The organism is uncultured Clostridium sp. (assembly GCF_900547735.1).
Lineage (GTDB): Bacteria > Bacillota > Clostridia > Lachnospirales > Lachnospiraceae > Otoolea.
Map to the genome: position 1 here is coordinate 98,814 of NZ_URHZ01000002.1, position 18,054 is coordinate 116,867.

The following is an 18,054-nucleotide window of genomic DNA, read 5'->3' on the forward strand; positions in this document are numbered from 1 at the left end:
TATTCATATTTTCAACGTCTGCCGTCACCCTGCGTAAAAATAACACAATGCTGTAAATTTTACCAGCGGTAGTATTTACCAGCAGACGGCCGGCAGAAATAAAACATACTCTCCGCAAACTTTGCATTGCCACTCAAAAGCCAAGAATCCCGCCCGCGGAATTCTTGCGCTGCCGCGCGGTTGCTTCAGCAGCTATTTACCTCTGCGAGGCATGTGCATCCTCGCGGAGCGTTTTTTGATTCATAGGACGTAATTATCTATAGATCAAAAAAGGTGACAGGCTGTCATTTATTATAGTGACAGCCTGTCACCTTGTCAATAGGCTAATAAAAAGTTTATATAATTTTAACTTTATTGTAACGATCATTCTCCGTCAGGCGTACAAATGTAGGTATATCCTCAGTTTTTCACCGGCTTTCCAGCCAGAACTTCCTGATAATCTTTGTAATTATCCTCCAAAAGGGCGGGCGTGTCAAGCCCATACGGACATTTGGACTTACACTGTCCGCAATGGATGCAGTCCTCAATCTTTTTCATCTTTGCCTGGCCCTCTTCTGTCAGGAATTCTTCCGGCGGCATGCGTCTTAAAAGAAGTGACATCCTGGCACACATATTGATCTCAATTCCAGCCGGGCACGGCAGACAGTAACCGCAGGCGCGGCAGAAAGATCCAGCCAGCTCGTTCCTGTCTTTTTCAATCACTGCCTTTCTCTCCTCCGTCAGTTCGGGAGGATTGCCAATATAGCCGATAAACTCGTCCAGTTCACTCTCCCGCTGCACGCCCCAGATGGGAAGTACGTTTTCATAGTTGAGCATCCACGCATAGATCACGGCCGAATCCGTAATCAGTCCGCCGGAAAGGCCCTTCATAGCAATAAAGCCCACATTCTGCTTAAGACAGGCATCCGCCAGCGCAATTTCCCTCTCTGTGGAAAGATAGTTAAACGGAAACTGCAGCGTATCGTAAAGCCCCGATTCCACCGCCTCTTCAGCCACCGCCATTCTGTGGTTTGTGATACCGATATACCGGATCTTCCCCTGTGCCTTTGCCTCCAGCATCGCTTCATAGAGACCGCTGCCGTCTCCCGGCTTCGGACAGAACGCAGGATTGTGGAACTGGTAAATATCCACATAGTCCGTTTTCAAATTATGTAAACTAGTTTCAAGATCCGCCCAGAATTTCTCCGCTGTTTTCGCCGATGTCTTCGTGGCAATATAAATCTTTTCCCTCACGTCGCTCAGCGCATATCCGATTTTTTCCTCGCTGTCGGTGTAATCTCTTGCCGTGTCAAAGAAACGGATTCCTGCCGCGTAAGCTTTCTTAAGCAGGCTGCCGGCTGCCTCCACCGACACTCTCTGCATCGGAAGAGCGCCAAAACCGTTCTTATTGACGATAATTCCGGTTCTTCCAAGCGTCACCGGCGTTCCGGCGACTTTTTCATAAGAATCCAGCATGTCCTGGAGCGCCTCATCGCTTTCCTCAATCCAGACGTCCTCCTCCTCTGCGTTGAGTCCGAGGTATTTGGCCAGCGTCCTCTCGTCATCTGAATTATTCCATCTGGAAATATGGCGGTCAATCTCTTCAAACTCTATCTGGCCCGACAAATATAACTCTTTAAATGTCATTCTTCTTCCTGCTCCTTTATATTCTTAAGAACCGTAATTTCCTGGTTGTCAATGTGTTCGCGCACAGCCGCCCTGGCCTCGGCCACATGCCTGTTTCTGAGCGCTTTTAAAATCTTCTCGTGTTCAATCAGAAGAATCTGCCTCTTGTCCTCATCCTTAATATATTCCAGACGGAAACGGTACATCTGCTCCCGCAGGTTGTTTAAAATCTGTACCAGCCTTGTATTTCTGGTGCAATTATAAATTACATCATGGTACGCCTCATCTGTCTCGGCAATCTCCATGGCATTTCCATTGTCAACGGCGTCTTTAAACACCTTTTCCGCCCTCTCCATATCCAGGAGATCGGCGTCCGTCATTCTTTGGCAGGCCAGTTCAATGGCCAGTTCCTCCAGGGAACGTCTCACCTCTAATACATCCTTTAAGCTCTTTTCGGAAATTTTGGCCACCTCGGCTCCCTTGCGGGGGATCATCAGTACCAGGCCTTCCAGTTCCAGTTTTCTGATGGCCTCGCGGATTGGAGTCCTGCTTACTCCCAGCTTTTCTGCAAGCTGGATTTCCATCAGTCTTTCTCCCGGAGCCAGTTCCCCTTTCAAAATGGCCTGCCGGAGTGTATTGAATACGACATCCCTGAGCGGGAGGTACTCATTCATATTTACTTCAAAATCGTTTCCCATAAATAATTCCCCTGTCCTAAATTATTTTCCTGCATTGGTATTATAGAATAACAGTTCAGCCATGGTGCATCCCGCGAAGTGTTTTGCGTTTTTTGCGAAAATCCCGAGTTCGCGGCGCGGCGCAACGAAAAGTGCGCGATGCGGACTTATCATTACAATCAACGGTGCTTTTTACCGTTTCTGTGCATCATTTTGCTGCAGTTTAGCCGAAGGCTCAGCTGTAACATTGTAGAAGCTGGTCAAATATACCTGCTTTACAAGATGGCTTCCGGTTCCATAGCGCATCTCCTCATATGCATCCTGGGCGGCAGCCGGATTTACAAACAATCCGAACACCGTCGGGCCGCTCCCGCTCATCAGGGCATTCACAGCCCCCAGTTCCATCATCTTTTCCTTGATTTCCCGGATAATCGGGTGGGCCGGAATCGTCACCGTCTCCAGTATGTTTCCCAGATTCTCAGCAATCCCGTAAAAATCTCTGGATGATATGGCCTTCGCAATTCTGTCAATATCCGGGTGTGCATCCCGGGGAAGCGAAGGTAAATTCAGGTTTTCGTAAACAAATTTTGTAGAAACGCTGATTGGCGGCTTAGCAATTAGAATCTGACACTGCGGCATCGGTGGCAGCGGCGTCAGAATTTCCCCAATTCCTTCCGAAAGGGCCGTACCTCTCATAATACAGTAGGGCACGTCCGCTCCCAGTTTAACGCCCCGCTCCATCAGCTCTTCCATCGTAAGTCCAAGTGAAAACATCTTGTTGATTCCAAACATAACCGCCGCCGCATCGCTGCTGCCGCCCGCCATGCCGGCCGCCACAGGGATGAATTTCTTCATCTTGATATCCACTCCCTCCGTGACCCCAAACTCGTCCATCAGAAGCTTCGCCGCCCTGTATCCCAGGTTGTTTTCGTTGTCAGGCAGGTAGTAAAGGTTCGTTTCCAGCCTGATTCCAGGCTGATCGCTGCGCTCTAAGTCGATCTTGTCGTATACGCGCACCGTCTGCATAATCATCCGCACCTCGTGGTAACCGTCTTCCCTCTTCCTGACCACGTCGAGCCCCAGATTAATCTTACCGTAGGCTTTAAGCCCCAGGTGCTTTATCATTCCTATTCCTCCGGTCTGTGGTATAGATGGATACAATTCGTTACTGTTCACTCTGTGCCCAGTAACAACACTCCACGGGATGCATCCGGTATGAACTGAAATTACAATTCAAACGGGAGTATCAGGTGGATTGTATCCGTGCATTATTTTGTATACAATATATTATATACGTCGTACATACAAAATACAATAGTATTCCTTGGTATTTTTGTGTGAATCTGCATTTAGTTGTAAAATGGGGAGGCTGATGGGGGGCAGAGGGGATGGGGAGGAGAGGGGATGAGTCTTCAGTCCCTGTTTGGAGGTATTGCAAGTGGGAAATCCGGGCAGAAAAAGTTCCTTCGGGAAACGCTCGCGCTCTTTGGAGTACATAACGGACACTAACCTCGAAAAAACCTCGGTAAGTGCCGATGGACTCCAGGTTCCCTGCGGAATCTTTTTCTCCCGGATTCCCCACGGGAAGGTTTTCGCCGGGACAGAAGACGCGTAGGTGATCGGCCATCCCGTTCTCTGACTGCATCAGAGGAGCATCCCTCTGTTTTCAATGGGCAGAGGTATTGTCGCGGCCACAATACTTTTCCGGAAGAGGTATTGTAGCAGCCATTAGGATTTTCCGAAAATGCATATTTTCAATTAACAGATATAAAATAGGAACTGAATTTGTTATTTAACTATATCTTCTGGTTATAATGTGAAACCGCAGTTGTAAGCTGCGGTTTCTGTCTTTATTATTGGGTTGTGATGTTAAGCCGCGGGGGCGGCGGCCTTGTCAGGCTTTTTGAATTGGCATTTTCAAGCTGCGCGATGCAGCGGCACTATCCGGCTATCTCAATAAATACGCCGGTCCGCACTTGGCGAAGGTGGTAAACAGCGGCGGCAGGATGGCGGGCGGGAGCGATCCCTTCCGGGTTTCAGTCCCGCCGACAACCTTCCCCGGGGGGGAAGGAGGGGGAAAACTTTCCGGAGGGGACCTTGGAATCCGCCGGTGCTTGCTGAGGTTTCCCACGAAGCTAGCATCCGATGCGCATTCCACAAGCGGGAGCGGGTCCCCGCAGGAATTTTTTCCCCCGGATTCCCCCTGCGACTATCTCCCCACCGGGACTGACCCCCCAGAAGAACTCGCTCCCGTCCGCTATCCTGCCAAAAGCGTCCCCCTCCCAACTAAACCATATACCTCTTGAACACCCTGCAAAGCAGAACCGAATTGATATAAAGCGGCCCGGAAAGCGCCCAGAAGGCCAGCCAGGAGGCATAGTTTACCGCAATATAAAAAAACGCCGCATTGAGGATTACCATCAATACCGTTGACGGCAGATGGCGCACCGACATCATAAAGGCATTGCAGAGCGTCCGATGTACAGGATTGACGAACCTGGCCTGGACGGCGTATACGTACAGTGATGTAAACATGTACATCACGAGCAGAGCCAGGAATATCACCGCCATTGCCAGGCGCACCGGGCTGCCTGTTGAGAAGATTCCCGACAGAGCGGCCCCGGAACCGGCAAAACCGGTAGACGGGTTTACCGGCAGGCCTGTCCCACCAAGGACGACATACCAGAAGTCTACCATGAGCACAGCCCCTATCAGCCAGAGCATGATATGAATGGCTGTGGACTGAAAGAAATTGTCTTTGAATGCCTTGAGAAAACTCCGGTATATATGGGATTCCCGGTCCTCCGCCATTTTCAGGGTAACATAATATAACGCCGTCACTGACGCCCCGGCCGTTATGACCGGAAGACAGAACAGGACCGCAAAAAAATTCAATATCATTAAATCCCAGACCCTTGACATCAGCATAAAGAAGGGATTATCATAATCGAATAGTTTGGATGCCATTGTAAATTGCCTTTCTTTCTATAAAAAATGTCTTTCTTCCCAGCTACTCCTGGAACCCAGGGTTTTCTATGTTTTTCTAAGTGTTCTCAAAGAGCTATGCTCAAAGTTCACGAAGTTCTTTTCTTACAGCTCTCAAAGTCCTTTTCCTAACGTTCTCAAAATTCTTTTCCTAACGTTCTCAAAGTCCTTTTCCTAACGTTCTCAAAGTCCTTTTCCTAACATTCTCAGAGACGAGACCTTTTCCTAACATTCTCAAAGATACTTATCAAAAACAAGAAGTCCTTCCTCCGCTTCCGCAGCAGTTCCGGATAACATAAATCCCAGTTTCTGCGCCAGGCTGGCAGACGCCTTGTTTTCACTCTCGGTTTTTATCGCAAGCCGTTTCAGCCCCAGCTCCTCCCTGGCATATTCAATTATTGCGCCGCAGGCCTCCAGGGCGTATCCCTGCGACCGGAACGGCTCATAGATATGATATCCCAGTTCCCCATCCGTGATACCGGCCTTGCCGATCACGGCTCCGCTTTGTTTTTCCACCAGTGCCCACAGGCCGCATTCATGAAAGCGGTACTGTCCGGCTATATAATTTCCCCTCAGAATCCGGTTGGAAAATACTCCGCCCCCGTCGTCCGGGGATTCTGGTTCCAGCGGATCTTCAGAGGTAAACTCCCGTATGAGCAGTCTGTCCGTCTCTGCGATAATCCACGGCAGCCCGGCATTCCTCCTTACCGCGCGCTCTAAAAGCATTTCATCCGCAGCACCGGGTTCACCAATCAGATACAGGCAGGCGTCAAAGCCTGCCCCCGAGCCTCCACGATCCGGATCCCATATTCCAACAATGGCTCTTCCTGCCGCTGCTGCGGCCAGAAGAGCCTCGTTCTCGTCCGAAACAGTGACCGGGTATTGTTTCCCTTCTACTGTAACTTCCTTTATAATTGTCATACTCTTATCTTCTTTTCAGAAAAGCCGGTTTAGCATTTCTCCGGTTCCGGATACTCCTCGCCAAATGTTTCTACCGTCATTGTCTTGATTTTCTGCTCTTTCATCGGTCTGTCGTTCCAGTCTGTCTTCATTCCGGCAATTTTGTCCACAATATCAAGACCTTCCGTCACTTTACCGAACGCTGCGTAGGAGCCGTCCAGGTGCGGAGCGTTGTCATGCATGATAAAGAACTGGGAACCTGCTGAATCCGGAGCCATTGATCTTGCCATGGACAGCACGCCTTTTGAGTGTTTAAACTGGTTGGTAAAGCCGTTCTGGCTGAACTCGCCCTTGATAGAGTATCCCGGGCCGCCCATACCGTTGCCGTTCGGGCATCCGCCCTGAATCATAAACCCTTTGATAACACGGTGGAAAATAAGTCCGTCGTAATATCCCTTTTTAATCAGGCTGATAAAGTTATTTACTGTATTTGGGGCGATTTCCGGATAAAGCTCTGCTTTCATGATATCGCCGTTTTCCATCTCAATTGTTACGATTGGATTCTGCATTTGATTTCCTCCTAAAGTTTTTGCATTTGTCCTATAAGTTTAGCAAACTGCGGAGGATTTGTCCAGATATCTCAGGATTTTCACGCAAATTACGCGTGAAAACACCTCGCAGGATATTACCATTAAACAGTAACATCCCCTCTCCCGAAACGCTGAAACCATTGCACCGTCCTTTCCCGGTATGGTATACTGGACATGGGACGGCCTGTACTGACGGCCGCAGGGCAAAAAGCTCACAAAACGGTAACCTGCATGCTCCGTGCACAGGTTATCACACCAATAAAGCAATCAAAGGAGGGCGTTACTTATGGGTGAGATGATTTCATCATACGACGGCACAAAATTATACCTGAACAAAGAGGTGGGGAACGGTTGTAAGGCAGTCGCCGTCATTGTCCACGGGCTCTGTGAACATCAGGGGCGGTACGACTATTTTGCCGGACTTTTCCACAATGCGGGAATCGGAACTTACCGCTTTGATCACCGCGGCCACGGACGTTCCGAGGGGGAACGCACCTATTACGAAGATTTTAACGAACTGTTGGACGACACCAATGTGGTTGTGGATATGGCGATCGCCGAGAATCCGGATCTTCCCGTATTTCTGATCGGCCACAGCATGGGCGGTTTTACCGTTGCCCTGTACGGCGCCAAATATCCGGATAAGAAGCTGCGCGGACTCGTAACCAGCGGAGCGCTCACCGTAGATAACGGCAAGCTGATCACCGGTGTTCCTAAGGATCTGGATCCCCACACACAGCTTCCGAACGAGCTGGGTGCCGGAGTCTGCTCCGTGCAGGAGGTTGTGGACTGGTATGGCAAGGATCCTTATAACACAAAGACATTTACAACCGGCCTTTGCTATGCAATCTGCGATGGACTGGCCTGGTTTGAGGACGGCATCCAGAACTTTAAATATCCTGTCCTGATGCTCCACGGCGAGAAAGACGGCCTGGTTAGTGTACAGGATACTTATGATTTCTTTAAAAACGCTCCGTCTGCCGATAAACAGATGAAGATTTATGGCGGATTGTTCCATGAGATTTTCAATGAATACTGTAAAGATGAGGTTATCTCGGATGTGATTAACTGGATTTCCGGCCGCTGTTAATAATACTTCAGCCCCGGTTCCGGGCGCCGCGTAAAAACGCATTGTGCCTGGAACCGGGGCTGAATAAGCTTCCGGCTCTAACTGTTTAACCGGTAGCGGACATTTTGCACGCCTGGTCAAATTCCCTTAACTTACGTTTGGCCTCCTGAGTCAGTTTTTCCGGCGCCTGGATTTCAATCGTCACATACTGGTCGCCTTTTACGGACGGATTTCTCATGGCGGCAATTCCTTTTCCTTTCAGCCGTATCTTACTGCCCGGTTTTGTGCCTTCTTTTATCTTGCATACAACATTGCCGTAAATAGTCGGAATCGTTGCTTCACCGCCCAAAACGGCCGTTACAAACGGAATTCTGACGGTGGAATAAACATCCTGCCCTTTTCTGCTGAAGCCCGGCTTCTCTTTTACCGTAACCTTAAGAAGCAGATCTCCGGCCTCTCCGCCCTGGATTCCGGGATTTCCCTTCCCTTTCAGGCGGATGATTTTGCCCGGCTCAATACCGGCAGGAATATTGACTTCCAGCGATTTGACCGTTCCGCTGCCGTCCTTCAGGTGGATTAGCTGGCTGCCGCCCAGCGCGGCTTTTTCAAAACTGATTTCCAGCTCCGCGTTTAAATCGGAGCCTTTTCTCTTAAATCCATGGCTGAAATCGCGCTCCTGATATCCGCCGCCATAAAAACCGCCGCCGAAATCATCGCTGTAGGAGCCGCTTCTGTAGAATTTTTCCGAGCCGCCGCCGTGAAAATTTCCTCCAAACAGGTTCTTCAGAATATCATCCATATCCTCTCCACTCTCAAAATGATACTCATGGAAACCGCTCTTCGGTCCGCCGTAGGAGCCATGGAAACCGTTCCCGGAGGTTCCACCCCCGGCACCGCCGTAGGCCCCGGCATCTCCCTCAAAGGCTGCATGCCCGAACTGATCATACAGTTTTCGTTTTTCCTCATCCCCGAGCACGCCATACGCCTCATTCACTTCTTTGAACTGTTCCGCCGCATGTGCATTGCCTTCGTTGCTGTCGGGGTGATATTTTTTTGCAAGTTTTCTATATGCTTTTTTAATTGCCTGCGCATCCGCACTTCTGCCGACGCCCAAAACCTCATAATAATCCCTTTTCAATCTCATCACTTCCCTTCCGGTTTACGTTATATATAAAGCGAGAGGCCAGACCCGCTGACCCCCCGCCGCATCAATTGTGTCCCACGCTTACTCAATGGTAATATATTTCCTGGTTTCCACCGCAGGCTTTGCCTCTTTCTTCGGGATAAAAATCTTCAGGATGCCGTGTTTAAACTCGCCCCTGATCTCATCCTGGGTCACTTCCTCGCCTACGTAGAAGGAACGCTCACAGGCGCCCGCATACCGCTCCCTGCGGATGTACCTGCCCGTCTTCTTATCCTGCTCATCCTGATTAAGGCCTTTGGCCGCACTGACGGTCAGGGTGCCTTCTTCCAGGGAAACCTTCACTTCGTCTTTCGCAAAGCCCGGGAGGTCCATTTCCAGCATATAGCCGGAATCGGTTTCCCTGATATCCGTTTTCATCAGATTCTTGCTGTGATGGCCATACAGCTTTTTCTCCAGCCGTTTCTGTTCCTTGTCATCAAAGAATGGGAAATCTTTCATAAAATCATCAAACAAATCCTCACCAAAAATACTAGGCATTAACATAAGTCATCTCTCCTTTTCAATATGCTGTTTACCTTGTTTCTTTGGACTGGGAATCGGGATGTAAAGTTTTTCTTTCCTGATGTCTTTCTATCCTTTTTCCTTGTTCTGGTTACGTTATACCACTAGTTGTTAGCACTGTCAAGAGGTGAGTGCTAATATTTTTGTGAAATATTTGTGTCCTTCAAATATGCCCGTAAAACAACGAAAAGCACGCTTCGCGAACTTTTCATTGCCACTCAACAAGGGGACTGCCGCACTGAGTCGTTTCATCTCATGCGGCAGCCCCCTGTTTTCCCTGATAAAGCGGATAGAGCCGGTACTGATTTTATTTAAGATACATGTTTCTCGCGTTTTTTAATCTCCGGCAGAATCAGGCCGAGTGCGGTCAGCACAAACGGAGTGATGATGTTCAGAGCCGTGGAAGCAATATCTCCCTCCACATACATTCCCAGGATACAGCAGACCGCCGTAACCAGGAAGCACCAGCCTCCCGCCGTAAACGCCAGCCCCTGGCTCTTTGTAAACCGGTATTCCGGCTGGAATTTTGTAAAATGGACACGCAGCGCGATATAGGCTCCAAACACCCACAGATAACGCAGGGGCATTGTCACGGAATTCAGTTTGTTAAGCTGTGTCAGCACGGCCGCAGCGCCCGGAACAAAGGACTGGATCAGGATGATACTTCCGGACAGGAACACGACCATCCATATTCCGTTGATATAAGCCCCGTATTTGTTCTTTTTCAAAAGTCCGGACGGAATGTATTTTCTCGCCTCTTCATTGTCCAGCAGCATACGCAGCGGCGCATCAATGCTCAGAACCAGTGTGGAGAACTGGCCGATAGCATTGCAGGCGGCATAGACAATCAGAAGGAAGTTTCCTACATGGTAATATTCCCCCAGTTTCTGGAATGCCCAGTAGGATCCGTTGGAAACATAGGAATTAAAGCTTTCCCTGCTTTCGTTGATAAGCGCAGGGTCAAACATCTGCCCCATGGCGACTGTGCCTAAAATCGCGCAGACCATAACCATGACGGCCAGCATAATCATGCCTTTGGGAAATCCCCTCGACGGATCCTTGACCTTATTTACATAGGGAGAAATCTTTTCACAGCCTCCCACTGCAAATACCAGGATTGATAAAGAGGTAAAGTATCCGACGTTAAACTGCGGAATCACCTGTTTAATTCCGAAATTTAACGGAACATAATCTGCACGGGGATTGATAACCGGCGCTGCGAACATCATTAAAATATAGAGCAGGGACATAATAAACATGCTCGTTCCGGCAATGGTGGCCAGTTTTTTAAGAGGATTCAGGCCTCGGCTTGCCACCCAGCAGAAAAACAGGAACACAGCCAGCGTTGCAAGCTGTACCCACTGCGTCGGAAACATGTCGTAGGTCGTGCCGTTCTGGAATGCCATCCAGCTCAGGGCCTTTAAGCCTCCGCTTCCCTTACTTGCAATGTACGTCACATGGCAGGCCCAATACGTCCAGCCCGCATAGTAGGCAAATTTGGAACCGATTGTCTGGTGAATCCAGGAACTCACCCCTCCACCGTGTGTCTTGAAGGCGGAACCCAATTCCCCCACCATCAGCGTGTAAGGGATAAAATACAGGATAAACATCAGGATCCAGCTGAAAATAACCTGCGTTCCGTTAAAATAAACGAAACCATTTGTTACGTTACCAAAACCCCAAACGGTAGAAAAGGCCATAAAAGCCAGCATATACCAACTGATTTTCTGCGATTTATCTTTTTCCATAATTCCCCGTTTTCCCTTCTGCCACATTATTCTTTCCGGTTTTTTATTTACCGGTATTATTTATCTTCTCCGGTAACGGCTTCGCATCTTTGCCGTTACCTTTTCTGTTACATTCTTTCCCATTTTCATACATTCTAGTACTTTACTGCGCAAGTTTCGTTTATTTGCGCCGCATCGGTTTTCCTGTACTCAAAGGGAACTCCCGCCGCACAAACATCCCCTGCACAGTCCGGAGGGCGGTTTCGTCCCCTCCCGGCTTACTCCGTCCCGAGACGGTAGCGTCCATTTCCCTCGCAGAAGATACCTGAGGAGAAAAACGTCTCCATCGCAGAAAGCAGATACGCCGTATCCTTCACGCCGCAAGTCTCATATGGTGAATGCATGGCAAGTTCCGGGAGACCGATATCCACCGTGTTCAGGGATACATGGGAATTGGAAATGTTCCCGAGGGTCGATCCGCCCAGGATATCGGAGCGGTTGACAAAAGTCTGGAACGGTACGCCCGCTGCCTTGCAGACCGCCTTAAAAAGGCCGGCTGAAATGCTGTCCGTCGTATATTTCTGGTTGGCGCTGTGCTTGATAACAATGCCTCCGTTCAGGAACGGGCGGTTGTCCACGTCGGCTTTATCCATGTAGTTCGGATGCAGGGCATGGCCGTTGTCGGCCGAAACCATGAAACTGTCGGCCACGGAGATCAGATACTCTTCGCGGTTTCTGCCCATCGCCTCGTTGATGCGGCCCATCACATCCTCCAGCAGAGTGGAACCGGCTCCCTGTTTTGTTCCGCTTCCCACTTCCTCATTGTCAAAGACGGCGCACATCGCCACATGCGTCCTGTTTTCCGCTTTCAGAAGACCCTTCATCGTCCCGTAGGCACACTGCAGGTCGTCCAGTCTGGAGCAGGATGTGAATTCATTTTCCGCTCCCCAGACCGTACCCGGGACACGGTTATAAAGAAACAGATCGCTGCTTAAAATCTGCTCCGGCCGGACTCCGGCCTGTTCCGCCGCCATCCGCATCAGCCTGTCTTTTTCACCTGCCATCCCAAACAGGGGAAGCATATCCTTCTGCGGATTCAGCGCCACTCCTTCGTTCGCCTCGCGGTTCATATGGATTGCCAGGTTGGGAATCAGGACCAGATCCCGGTCGATATTGACGAGACGGCTCTCAAAGCTGCCTTCATGTTCCACCAGGACACGGCCTGCCACGGACAGAGGCCGATCCATCCAGGGGGCCATCAGCATTCCGCCGTATTTCTCCACGTTCAGTTTGACATACTGCCCGCCGGCATCCATTTCATGTTTTTCCTTCAGTTTAAAAGATGGAGAATCACTGTGGGAGGCCGCAATCATAAATCCCCTGTATGAGCATTCGGGAATACGGAATGCGATGATGGATGAACCGTTGCGGGTGGTAAAATACTTTCCGCCCTCCGAGATCTTCCAGTGTTCCTGCTCCATCAGCTCCTCAAATCCATCTTCCTTAAGCATGCTGCGGAAATTCTCCACCACATGGTAGCAGGTGGGACTCGCATCAATAAACTTCATCATATCGCGTGAAACCGCTTCAAACATTTTTACTGTTCTCCTCTCTGCGCCTCTTTAACGAACTCTCCGGCCAGGCTGACCAGCACATCGGCCATGGATTCCATGGACTCCACCGGAATATACTCGAATACCCCGTGGAAATTGTGGCCGCCGGTGGACAGGTTCGGACAGGGAAGGCCCATAAAGCTGAGCCGCGCTCCGTCCGTCCCGCCTCTGACCGGAATGGTCCGGGGCTCCACCCCGCAGGCCTTAAAAGCCGCGTTTGCCTTGTCTATCAGGTGCATATGATCTTTTATAATTTCCTGCATGTTGAAATACATGTCACGAAGCGACAGTTCTACGGTGCCGGAACCGTATTTTTCATTCAGGTAGGCTGCAATTTTCTCCATACGGGCTTTTTTCGCCTCGTATTCCTTCCTGTCATGCTGCCGGATGATATATTTCAGGCTGCACTCCGCCACGGAACCCGACATGGAGGAGAGATGGTAAAATCCTTCATACCCTTCCGTATAAGACGGCTGTTCATGGGCCGGCAGCATCCCCTGGAGTTCCCAGGCCACCATCAGCGCGTTAAGCATCCGTCCCTTCGACATGCCCGGGTGGATGGAACGGCCGTGTATCGTGATGTTGGCCGTGGCTCCATTGAAATTCTCATATTCAAGCTCGCCAAGCGCTCCCCCGTCTACGGTATAGGCCGCATCTGCTCCGAATTTTTTCACGTCAAAATACTGGGTTCCCCGGCTGATTTCCTCGTCCGGAGTAAAGCAGATGCGGATCCGCCCGTGACGGAAGGACGTATCTTTCATCATCCGCTCCGCTGCAGTCAGTATCTCCGCGATTCCCGCCTTGTCGTCGGCTCCGAGCAGCGTGGTCCCGTCCGTGACAATGAGGGTTTTTCCCTGATAATCCAAAAGCTCCGGAAACTCCTCTTCCTTAAGCCACAGGTCAAGTTTCCCGTTCAGCAGGATATCTCCCCCTCTGTAATCAACCAGTTGCGGATGGATTGGCCCTCCCGGAACGGCGCTGCTGGTATCCATGTGTGAGATAAGGCCGAGCACGGGCACACCTTCCACGTTGGCAGGGATCGTACCGGTAACATATCCGTGTTCATCCAGTTCCACGTCCATAAGGCCTATCTCCCGCATTTCCGTCTCCAGCATCCTGGCCAAATCCCACTGCGTCTCTGAGGACGGACAGGAGGAGGATTCCTCCCTTGAGGTCGTATCAACGGAAATATATTCTAAAAAGCGTTCTGCTGTTGATTTCATAAGTCAAGTTCCCTTCTTAATTTGTCAAACGGGTTTGTCAGGCGGTCTCCGCCAGGCGGCCTGCCGCGTCTTTCTCTCCGGCCGTCTCCTCTTTTCCCCTGTACAGTATTTTTCCAATTCCGACAATCACATAGCAGATAATGACATAGATTACCCCGAACATCAACATTTGATAGGATGTACCTCTTGCAAGAATTGCATACATAATTGGTGTTGAAATCAGGTCAATCACCGTCCTGATGGCATAGGAGAAGGAATAATCTTCCAGAGCCGGGCTCTCAAAATCGGGGTCGCAGATTTTGAGCAGTGTAATGCCGGTCATCATGACTCCGGTGTTGATACCAAAGCTCAGGATACCGCGCTCAAACGGAAAGCTGTCCGGCATGAGAACCTGGAACATCTTAACGGTTGTATAATAAACCACTACAAAGGCTGCCGCGCTGATTACGGCGATTGGAAGCATGTATGCCATTACGGCTTTCACCGGCATGCTGGCAATGGCTGCGGTAATCGCGATATCCGACATCGCGCCGCTGATATGTGATTTCACCCTGGCATCGACAAGCCAATCCAGTTTAAATACATTTAAAAGGAAATTGACGCCGTACATGATAATCAGTGCATAAGGCCATACGGGAATATCTTCAAAACCGATCACCTCGTAGGTCACCGCAAGACCGCGCACCCAGTAAGCCATAGCGCAGACGATGAAAATAATTCCAACGTGGACGCTGAGTGTCTCGATGGCAGAGCTCACCGTCGTCTCACGTCCCAGCTCTCCCTGTTCCTCTTTCTTTTTGGTGTAGCCAAAGGATGTGGATGCCGGAAGCTGCGCCGATTTTTTAAGAAACGCCGTCTCCCCGTTTTTGGACGCCCTGTTGATGATGAAAACACCCAGAATTAATCCGCCCAGCAGACCTACCGTTGCAAAGGTACTGGAAACGCCCTGGGCCAGTTCCCAGTGGGACGCTCCCGCCTCCATCAGTACATTGCCGACCGCGCCTGCGCTGCCGTGTCCTCCGTTGAAGCCCTGGGACATTTCAAAACCGAAGTTGTTGTAGAGATTCAGGTTCGGAAGAAGTTTTCCCATCAGAAGAGCCAGGCCCACACCCAGAATGACCTGAAATCCGAAAGCGCCGCTGGCGATTCCGCTGATCATGGTCACCTTCGCCACTTCACGGCGTCCGCCGCCCTTCTTCTCAGCCTTTTTGTTTTTAAATTTTCCCAGCGGAATTGCCGCAAACACCGGAACAATCAGGATACCCGGAAGCAGGGACCAGGTGGATACCCACTCCTCCTGGATTGGCACAAAAGAAGCCTGTCCCCAAACCTGCGGTCCCAGAAACAATCCCACAAAACCACCCAAAACCGATGCCGGCACCAAAAGTTTACGGAACAGCGGCACCCTGGCCCTGAGAAACATACCAATCAATAGCAGCGCACAAAGCACGCCTGTGCTCTGAATAAGAGACTGAAGTAAAGAACTTGTCATGAGTAACCCTCCAATTTTAATTTGCATCACCGGATCCATGGCTGCACGTTTTTAATGATTCCATTATACTATTCCGCTCTCATCATTGTCTAATTCTAATAGTATAATAGAACTTATCACATTTTTGTGATGATATGGGAATTAAGGGATTATAAGAACTATCAGATGAATGGAATTAGATTTCAGAAATTGAACCCGATATAATAAAGAGGTGTTATACGTCACAGTTCAGCCATGATGTATTCCGCGAGGTGTTTTCGCTGTTTTTTGCGAAAATCCCGAGTTATGCGGCGCGAAACGGCGTTTTTTGCCGTTTCTGTGCATCATTTGTTGCAGTTTGGCCGAAGGCTGAACTGTAACTATTATACAGATTGATGTTATTGGAGGTAAAATTTAACCATGAATAAGAATCAAATCGGCCGGCAGATCGGCGACTATGGGTACATCACAGTGATTGTGACCGTTATGACTTTCGTAATCTACTTTTTTCAGCTTCCCAACCACTTTGTCTTCGGAGGCGTGACAGGACTCGCCGTGCTTCTCTCCTCCGTCACTCCGCTCAGTTTTTCCATCCTCAACCTGTCCATCAACCTGATACTGATTCTGGCCGGTTTTCTCTGTATCGGCAGGAAGTTCGGTGTCCGGACCGTCTACGTGACCCTGCTGTCCTCTCTCCTGTTCCGTATTCTGGAAATCTGGATTCCGGCCCCCGGACCGGTCACGGATCAACCCGTCCTGGAAATGATCGTCGTCATTTTTACCGTGGCTATAGTGGCCGCCTCACTGTTTCAGAGGGATGCCTGCAGCGGCGGCACGGATATCGCGGCCATGATTATTCAGAAATATGTAAAAATGGATATCGGCAAGGCCCTGTTCTGCGTGGATCTGGTGACGGTCCTCTTCTCCTTTGTCGTCTACAACGCATCCATCGGGCTGTTTTCCCTCCTGGGGCTTATGTGCAAGGCATTTGTCATAGACACCTGCATTGAGAGTCTGAATCTGAACAAATACTTTACCATCATCTGCCGTAATCCCGACGCCGTGTGCCGGTATATCCGTCAGGATTTGGGGCGCGGAGCCACCGTCTACCAGGCGGAGGGAAGCCATACCCGGGAGAAAAAATACGTCGTCATGACGGTGGTCAAACGCAGCCAGGCAATCCTGCTGCGCAGCTTTATCCGAAACAGTGAGCCGGATGCATTCCTGGTGATTACCAACAGCAGCGAAGTGGTGGGAAAGGGATTTCTGCTGGAATAGCGGCTGTGAATAGTAACGCTTCACACACTCTGCCTTTTACTCTGCTGTCCTTCCTGCTGTTCACTGGAACCTTCGATCTTTTTGAGAAATTCCGCCATACATCTCGGGACGTATCTTTTCTTCTTATAGTAGAAACTGATATCCCGCCGGGAAAATTCCAGATCCAGTTTGTAGTAGACCACATCCGGGTGGGGATTGGCGCTCTTAATCAGGGTATCGCTGATAAAGGAGGCTCCCACGCCCGCGCAGGTCATATTGTAGGCCGTGAGCTGCTGGTTCATTGTAAGGATTGCCTTCGGTGAAAAGCCATGGTGTTCGCAGACCTCCAATGCCTTCTGATAAGTCTTATTCTCCGGGGACAGGAGCACAAAGGGGGATTCTTTAAAAGTTTCCAGCGGAACGCCCGGATACTGAGGCCCGAGAAACCGTCCCGATATTATATTGTCGAAACTCTGCTGCCAGGCGAGAAGGGAGCGGTTAATCTCCCATTTCCGCGGAACAGCCAGGATCATATACTCGGTCCTGTAATGCTGCCTCTCAAACAGGGCGTCCGGCAGTTCCTCATTTTCAATCAGGAAATCCAGCACTCCGTCCGACAACTGTTTCTGAAGCGTAGTCACGCTCCCTTCCACAATACTGATCTCCACATAGGGAAATTCCGATTTATACTCCGCAATCAGGGACGGCAGCACATAGGAAGAAAACAGGGCGCCGCTTCCAATCAGCAGCTTTCCCGTCTTCAGGTTCTGGGAGTCCGCCAGGTAATTGGTAAAGTTCTCCTCCACCCTGATAAGCTGCTCCACCGAGTCAATATAGGCCTTCCCCACATCGGTCAACTGAACCGGGGACGTGCTCCGGTCAAAAATCGGGGAACCAATGCAGTCCTCAATTCTCTTAATCCGGTTACTCAGGGCCGGCTGCGTAATATACAGATTCTGGGCCGCTGCCGAAAAGCTCTTCTCCTTATAAATTTCATAGACATACTCTTTCCCAAGAAATAAATTTTCTCCCTGCATTATCTTCCCCCTCGGCTGGCGCCGTCGGACAGAACCGGCGGCCGCCTCTCAACAAATTCACGGTATCACAAAAAAGTGATAACTTTTGAGGTTATCATAACAAAAAAGAGAGGGAACTGCAACAGGGACTATTTAGTTGAAATGCGAGGACGCTTCTGTGGGATGGCAGCGTTCCCGTGGCTCAACTGATTGACT

Annotated in this window: 15 protein-coding genes; 2 read left to right on the forward strand and 13 right to left on the reverse strand. The window is 50.0% G+C overall.

The window, feature by feature from the left end:
• Positions 1 to 399: 399 nt before the first annotated feature.
• The 6 genes from QZT18_RS01170 to QZT18_RS01195 all read right to left on the reverse strand — a co-directional run bounded on the left by QZT18_RS01170 (position 400) and on the right by QZT18_RS01195 (position 6,736).
• A complete protein-coding gene (locus QZT18_RS01170) occupies positions 400 to 1,626 on the reverse strand; it encodes an aldo/keto reductase (RefSeq protein WP_294143645.1) in 1,227 nt (408 codons plus the stop codon).
• Positions 1,623 to 2,303, reverse strand: a complete 681-nt coding sequence (locus QZT18_RS01175; RefSeq protein WP_294143646.1) for a GntR family transcriptional regulator — start codon at positions 2,301 to 2,303, stop codon at positions 1,623 to 1,625. The genes QZT18_RS01170 and QZT18_RS01175 overlap by 4 nt, the downstream gene beginning before the upstream one ends.
• A 171-nt stretch (positions 2,304 to 2,474) precedes the next feature.
• Positions 2,475 to 3,407 (reverse strand): 4-(cytidine 5'-diphospho)-2-C-methyl-D-erythritol kinase, encoded by a 933-nt coding sequence (ispE, locus tag QZT18_RS01180; RefSeq protein ID WP_294143647.1) that lies wholly within the window; start codon positions 3,405 to 3,407, stop codon positions 2,475 to 2,477.
• Between the two features lie 1,161 nt (positions 3,408 to 4,568).
• Positions 4,569 to 5,249, reverse strand: a complete 681-nt coding sequence (locus QZT18_RS01185; RefSeq protein WP_294143648.1) for a YesL family protein — start codon at positions 5,247 to 5,249, stop codon at positions 4,569 to 4,571.
• 252 nt (positions 5,250 to 5,501) lie between these two features.
• Positions 5,502 to 6,188 carry a GNAT family N-acetyltransferase gene (locus tag QZT18_RS01190; RefSeq protein ID WP_294143649.1) on the reverse strand — a complete coding sequence of 229 codons (687 nt, stop codon included), beginning with the start codon at positions 6,186 to 6,188 and terminating at the stop codon, positions 5,502 to 5,504.
• A 29-nt stretch (positions 6,189 to 6,217) separates the two neighbouring features.
• Positions 6,218 to 6,736 (reverse strand): peptidylprolyl isomerase, encoded by a 519-nt coding sequence (locus tag QZT18_RS01195; protein ID WP_294143650.1) that lies wholly within the window; start codon positions 6,734 to 6,736, stop codon positions 6,218 to 6,220.
• Between the two features lie 307 nt (positions 6,737 to 7,043).
• Here QZT18_RS01195 and QZT18_RS01200 point away from each other — a divergent pair, with 307 nt between their 5' ends.
• Positions 7,044 to 7,847: an alpha/beta hydrolase gene (locus tag QZT18_RS01200; RefSeq protein WP_294143651.1), complete on the forward strand. Its 804-nt coding sequence runs from the start codon at positions 7,044 to 7,046 to the stop codon at positions 7,845 to 7,847.
• A gap of 85 nt (positions 7,848 to 7,932) precedes the next feature.
• On the opposite strand, the gene QZT18_RS01205 is transcribed toward QZT18_RS01200, so the two are convergent.
• The 6 genes from QZT18_RS01205 to QZT18_RS01230 all read right to left on the reverse strand — a co-directional run bounded on the left by QZT18_RS01205 (position 7,933) and on the right by QZT18_RS01230 (position 15,586).
• Entirely contained in the window at positions 7,933 to 8,970 is a 1,038-nt protein-coding gene (locus QZT18_RS01205; RefSeq protein ID WP_294143652.1) for a DnaJ C-terminal domain-containing protein, read from the reverse strand.
• A gap of 81 nt (positions 8,971 to 9,051) precedes the next feature.
• Positions 9,052 to 9,513, reverse strand: coding sequence for an Hsp20/alpha crystallin family protein (locus tag QZT18_RS01210; RefSeq protein ID WP_294143653.1), 462 nt, complete (start codon positions 9,511 to 9,513; stop codon positions 9,052 to 9,054).
• Positions 9,514 to 9,842: 329 nt separating this feature from the next.
• Positions 9,843 to 11,279, reverse strand: coding sequence for an APC family permease (locus QZT18_RS01215; RefSeq protein WP_294143654.1), 1,437 nt, complete (start codon positions 11,277 to 11,279; stop codon positions 9,843 to 9,845).
• 257 nt (positions 11,280 to 11,536) lie between these two features.
• The gene (locus QZT18_RS01220; protein WP_294143655.1) at positions 11,537 to 12,853 is read right to left on the reverse strand and encodes a M18 family aminopeptidase; all 1,317 of its coding nucleotides are present in this window, start codon (positions 12,851 to 12,853) and stop codon (positions 11,537 to 11,539) included.
• 2 nt (positions 12,854 to 12,855) lie between these two features.
• The gene (pepT, locus tag QZT18_RS01225) at positions 12,856 to 14,094 is read right to left on the reverse strand and encodes a peptidase T (protein ID WP_294143656.1); all 1,239 of its coding nucleotides are present in this window, start codon (positions 14,092 to 14,094) and stop codon (positions 12,856 to 12,858) included.
• 37 nt (positions 14,095 to 14,131) lie between these two features.
• Positions 14,132 to 15,586 carry a sodium/glutamate symporter gene (locus QZT18_RS01230; RefSeq protein ID WP_294143657.1) on the reverse strand — a complete coding sequence of 485 codons (1,455 nt, stop codon included), beginning with the start codon at positions 15,584 to 15,586 and terminating at the stop codon, positions 14,132 to 14,134.
• Between the two features lie 399 nt (positions 15,587 to 15,985).
• On the opposite strand from QZT18_RS01230, the gene QZT18_RS01235 reads away from it, so the two are divergent.
• A complete protein-coding gene (locus tag QZT18_RS01235; protein WP_294143658.1) occupies positions 15,986 to 16,843 on the forward strand; it encodes a YitT family protein in 858 nt (285 codons plus the stop codon).
• Positions 16,844 to 16,863: 20 nt separating this feature from the next.
• Here QZT18_RS01235 and QZT18_RS01240 read toward each other — a convergent pair whose 3' ends face one another.
• Positions 16,864 to 17,859 (reverse strand): LysR family transcriptional regulator, encoded by a 996-nt coding sequence (locus QZT18_RS01240; protein ID WP_294143659.1) that lies wholly within the window; start codon positions 17,857 to 17,859, stop codon positions 16,864 to 16,866.
• Positions 17,860 to 18,054 lie beyond the last annotated feature (195 nt).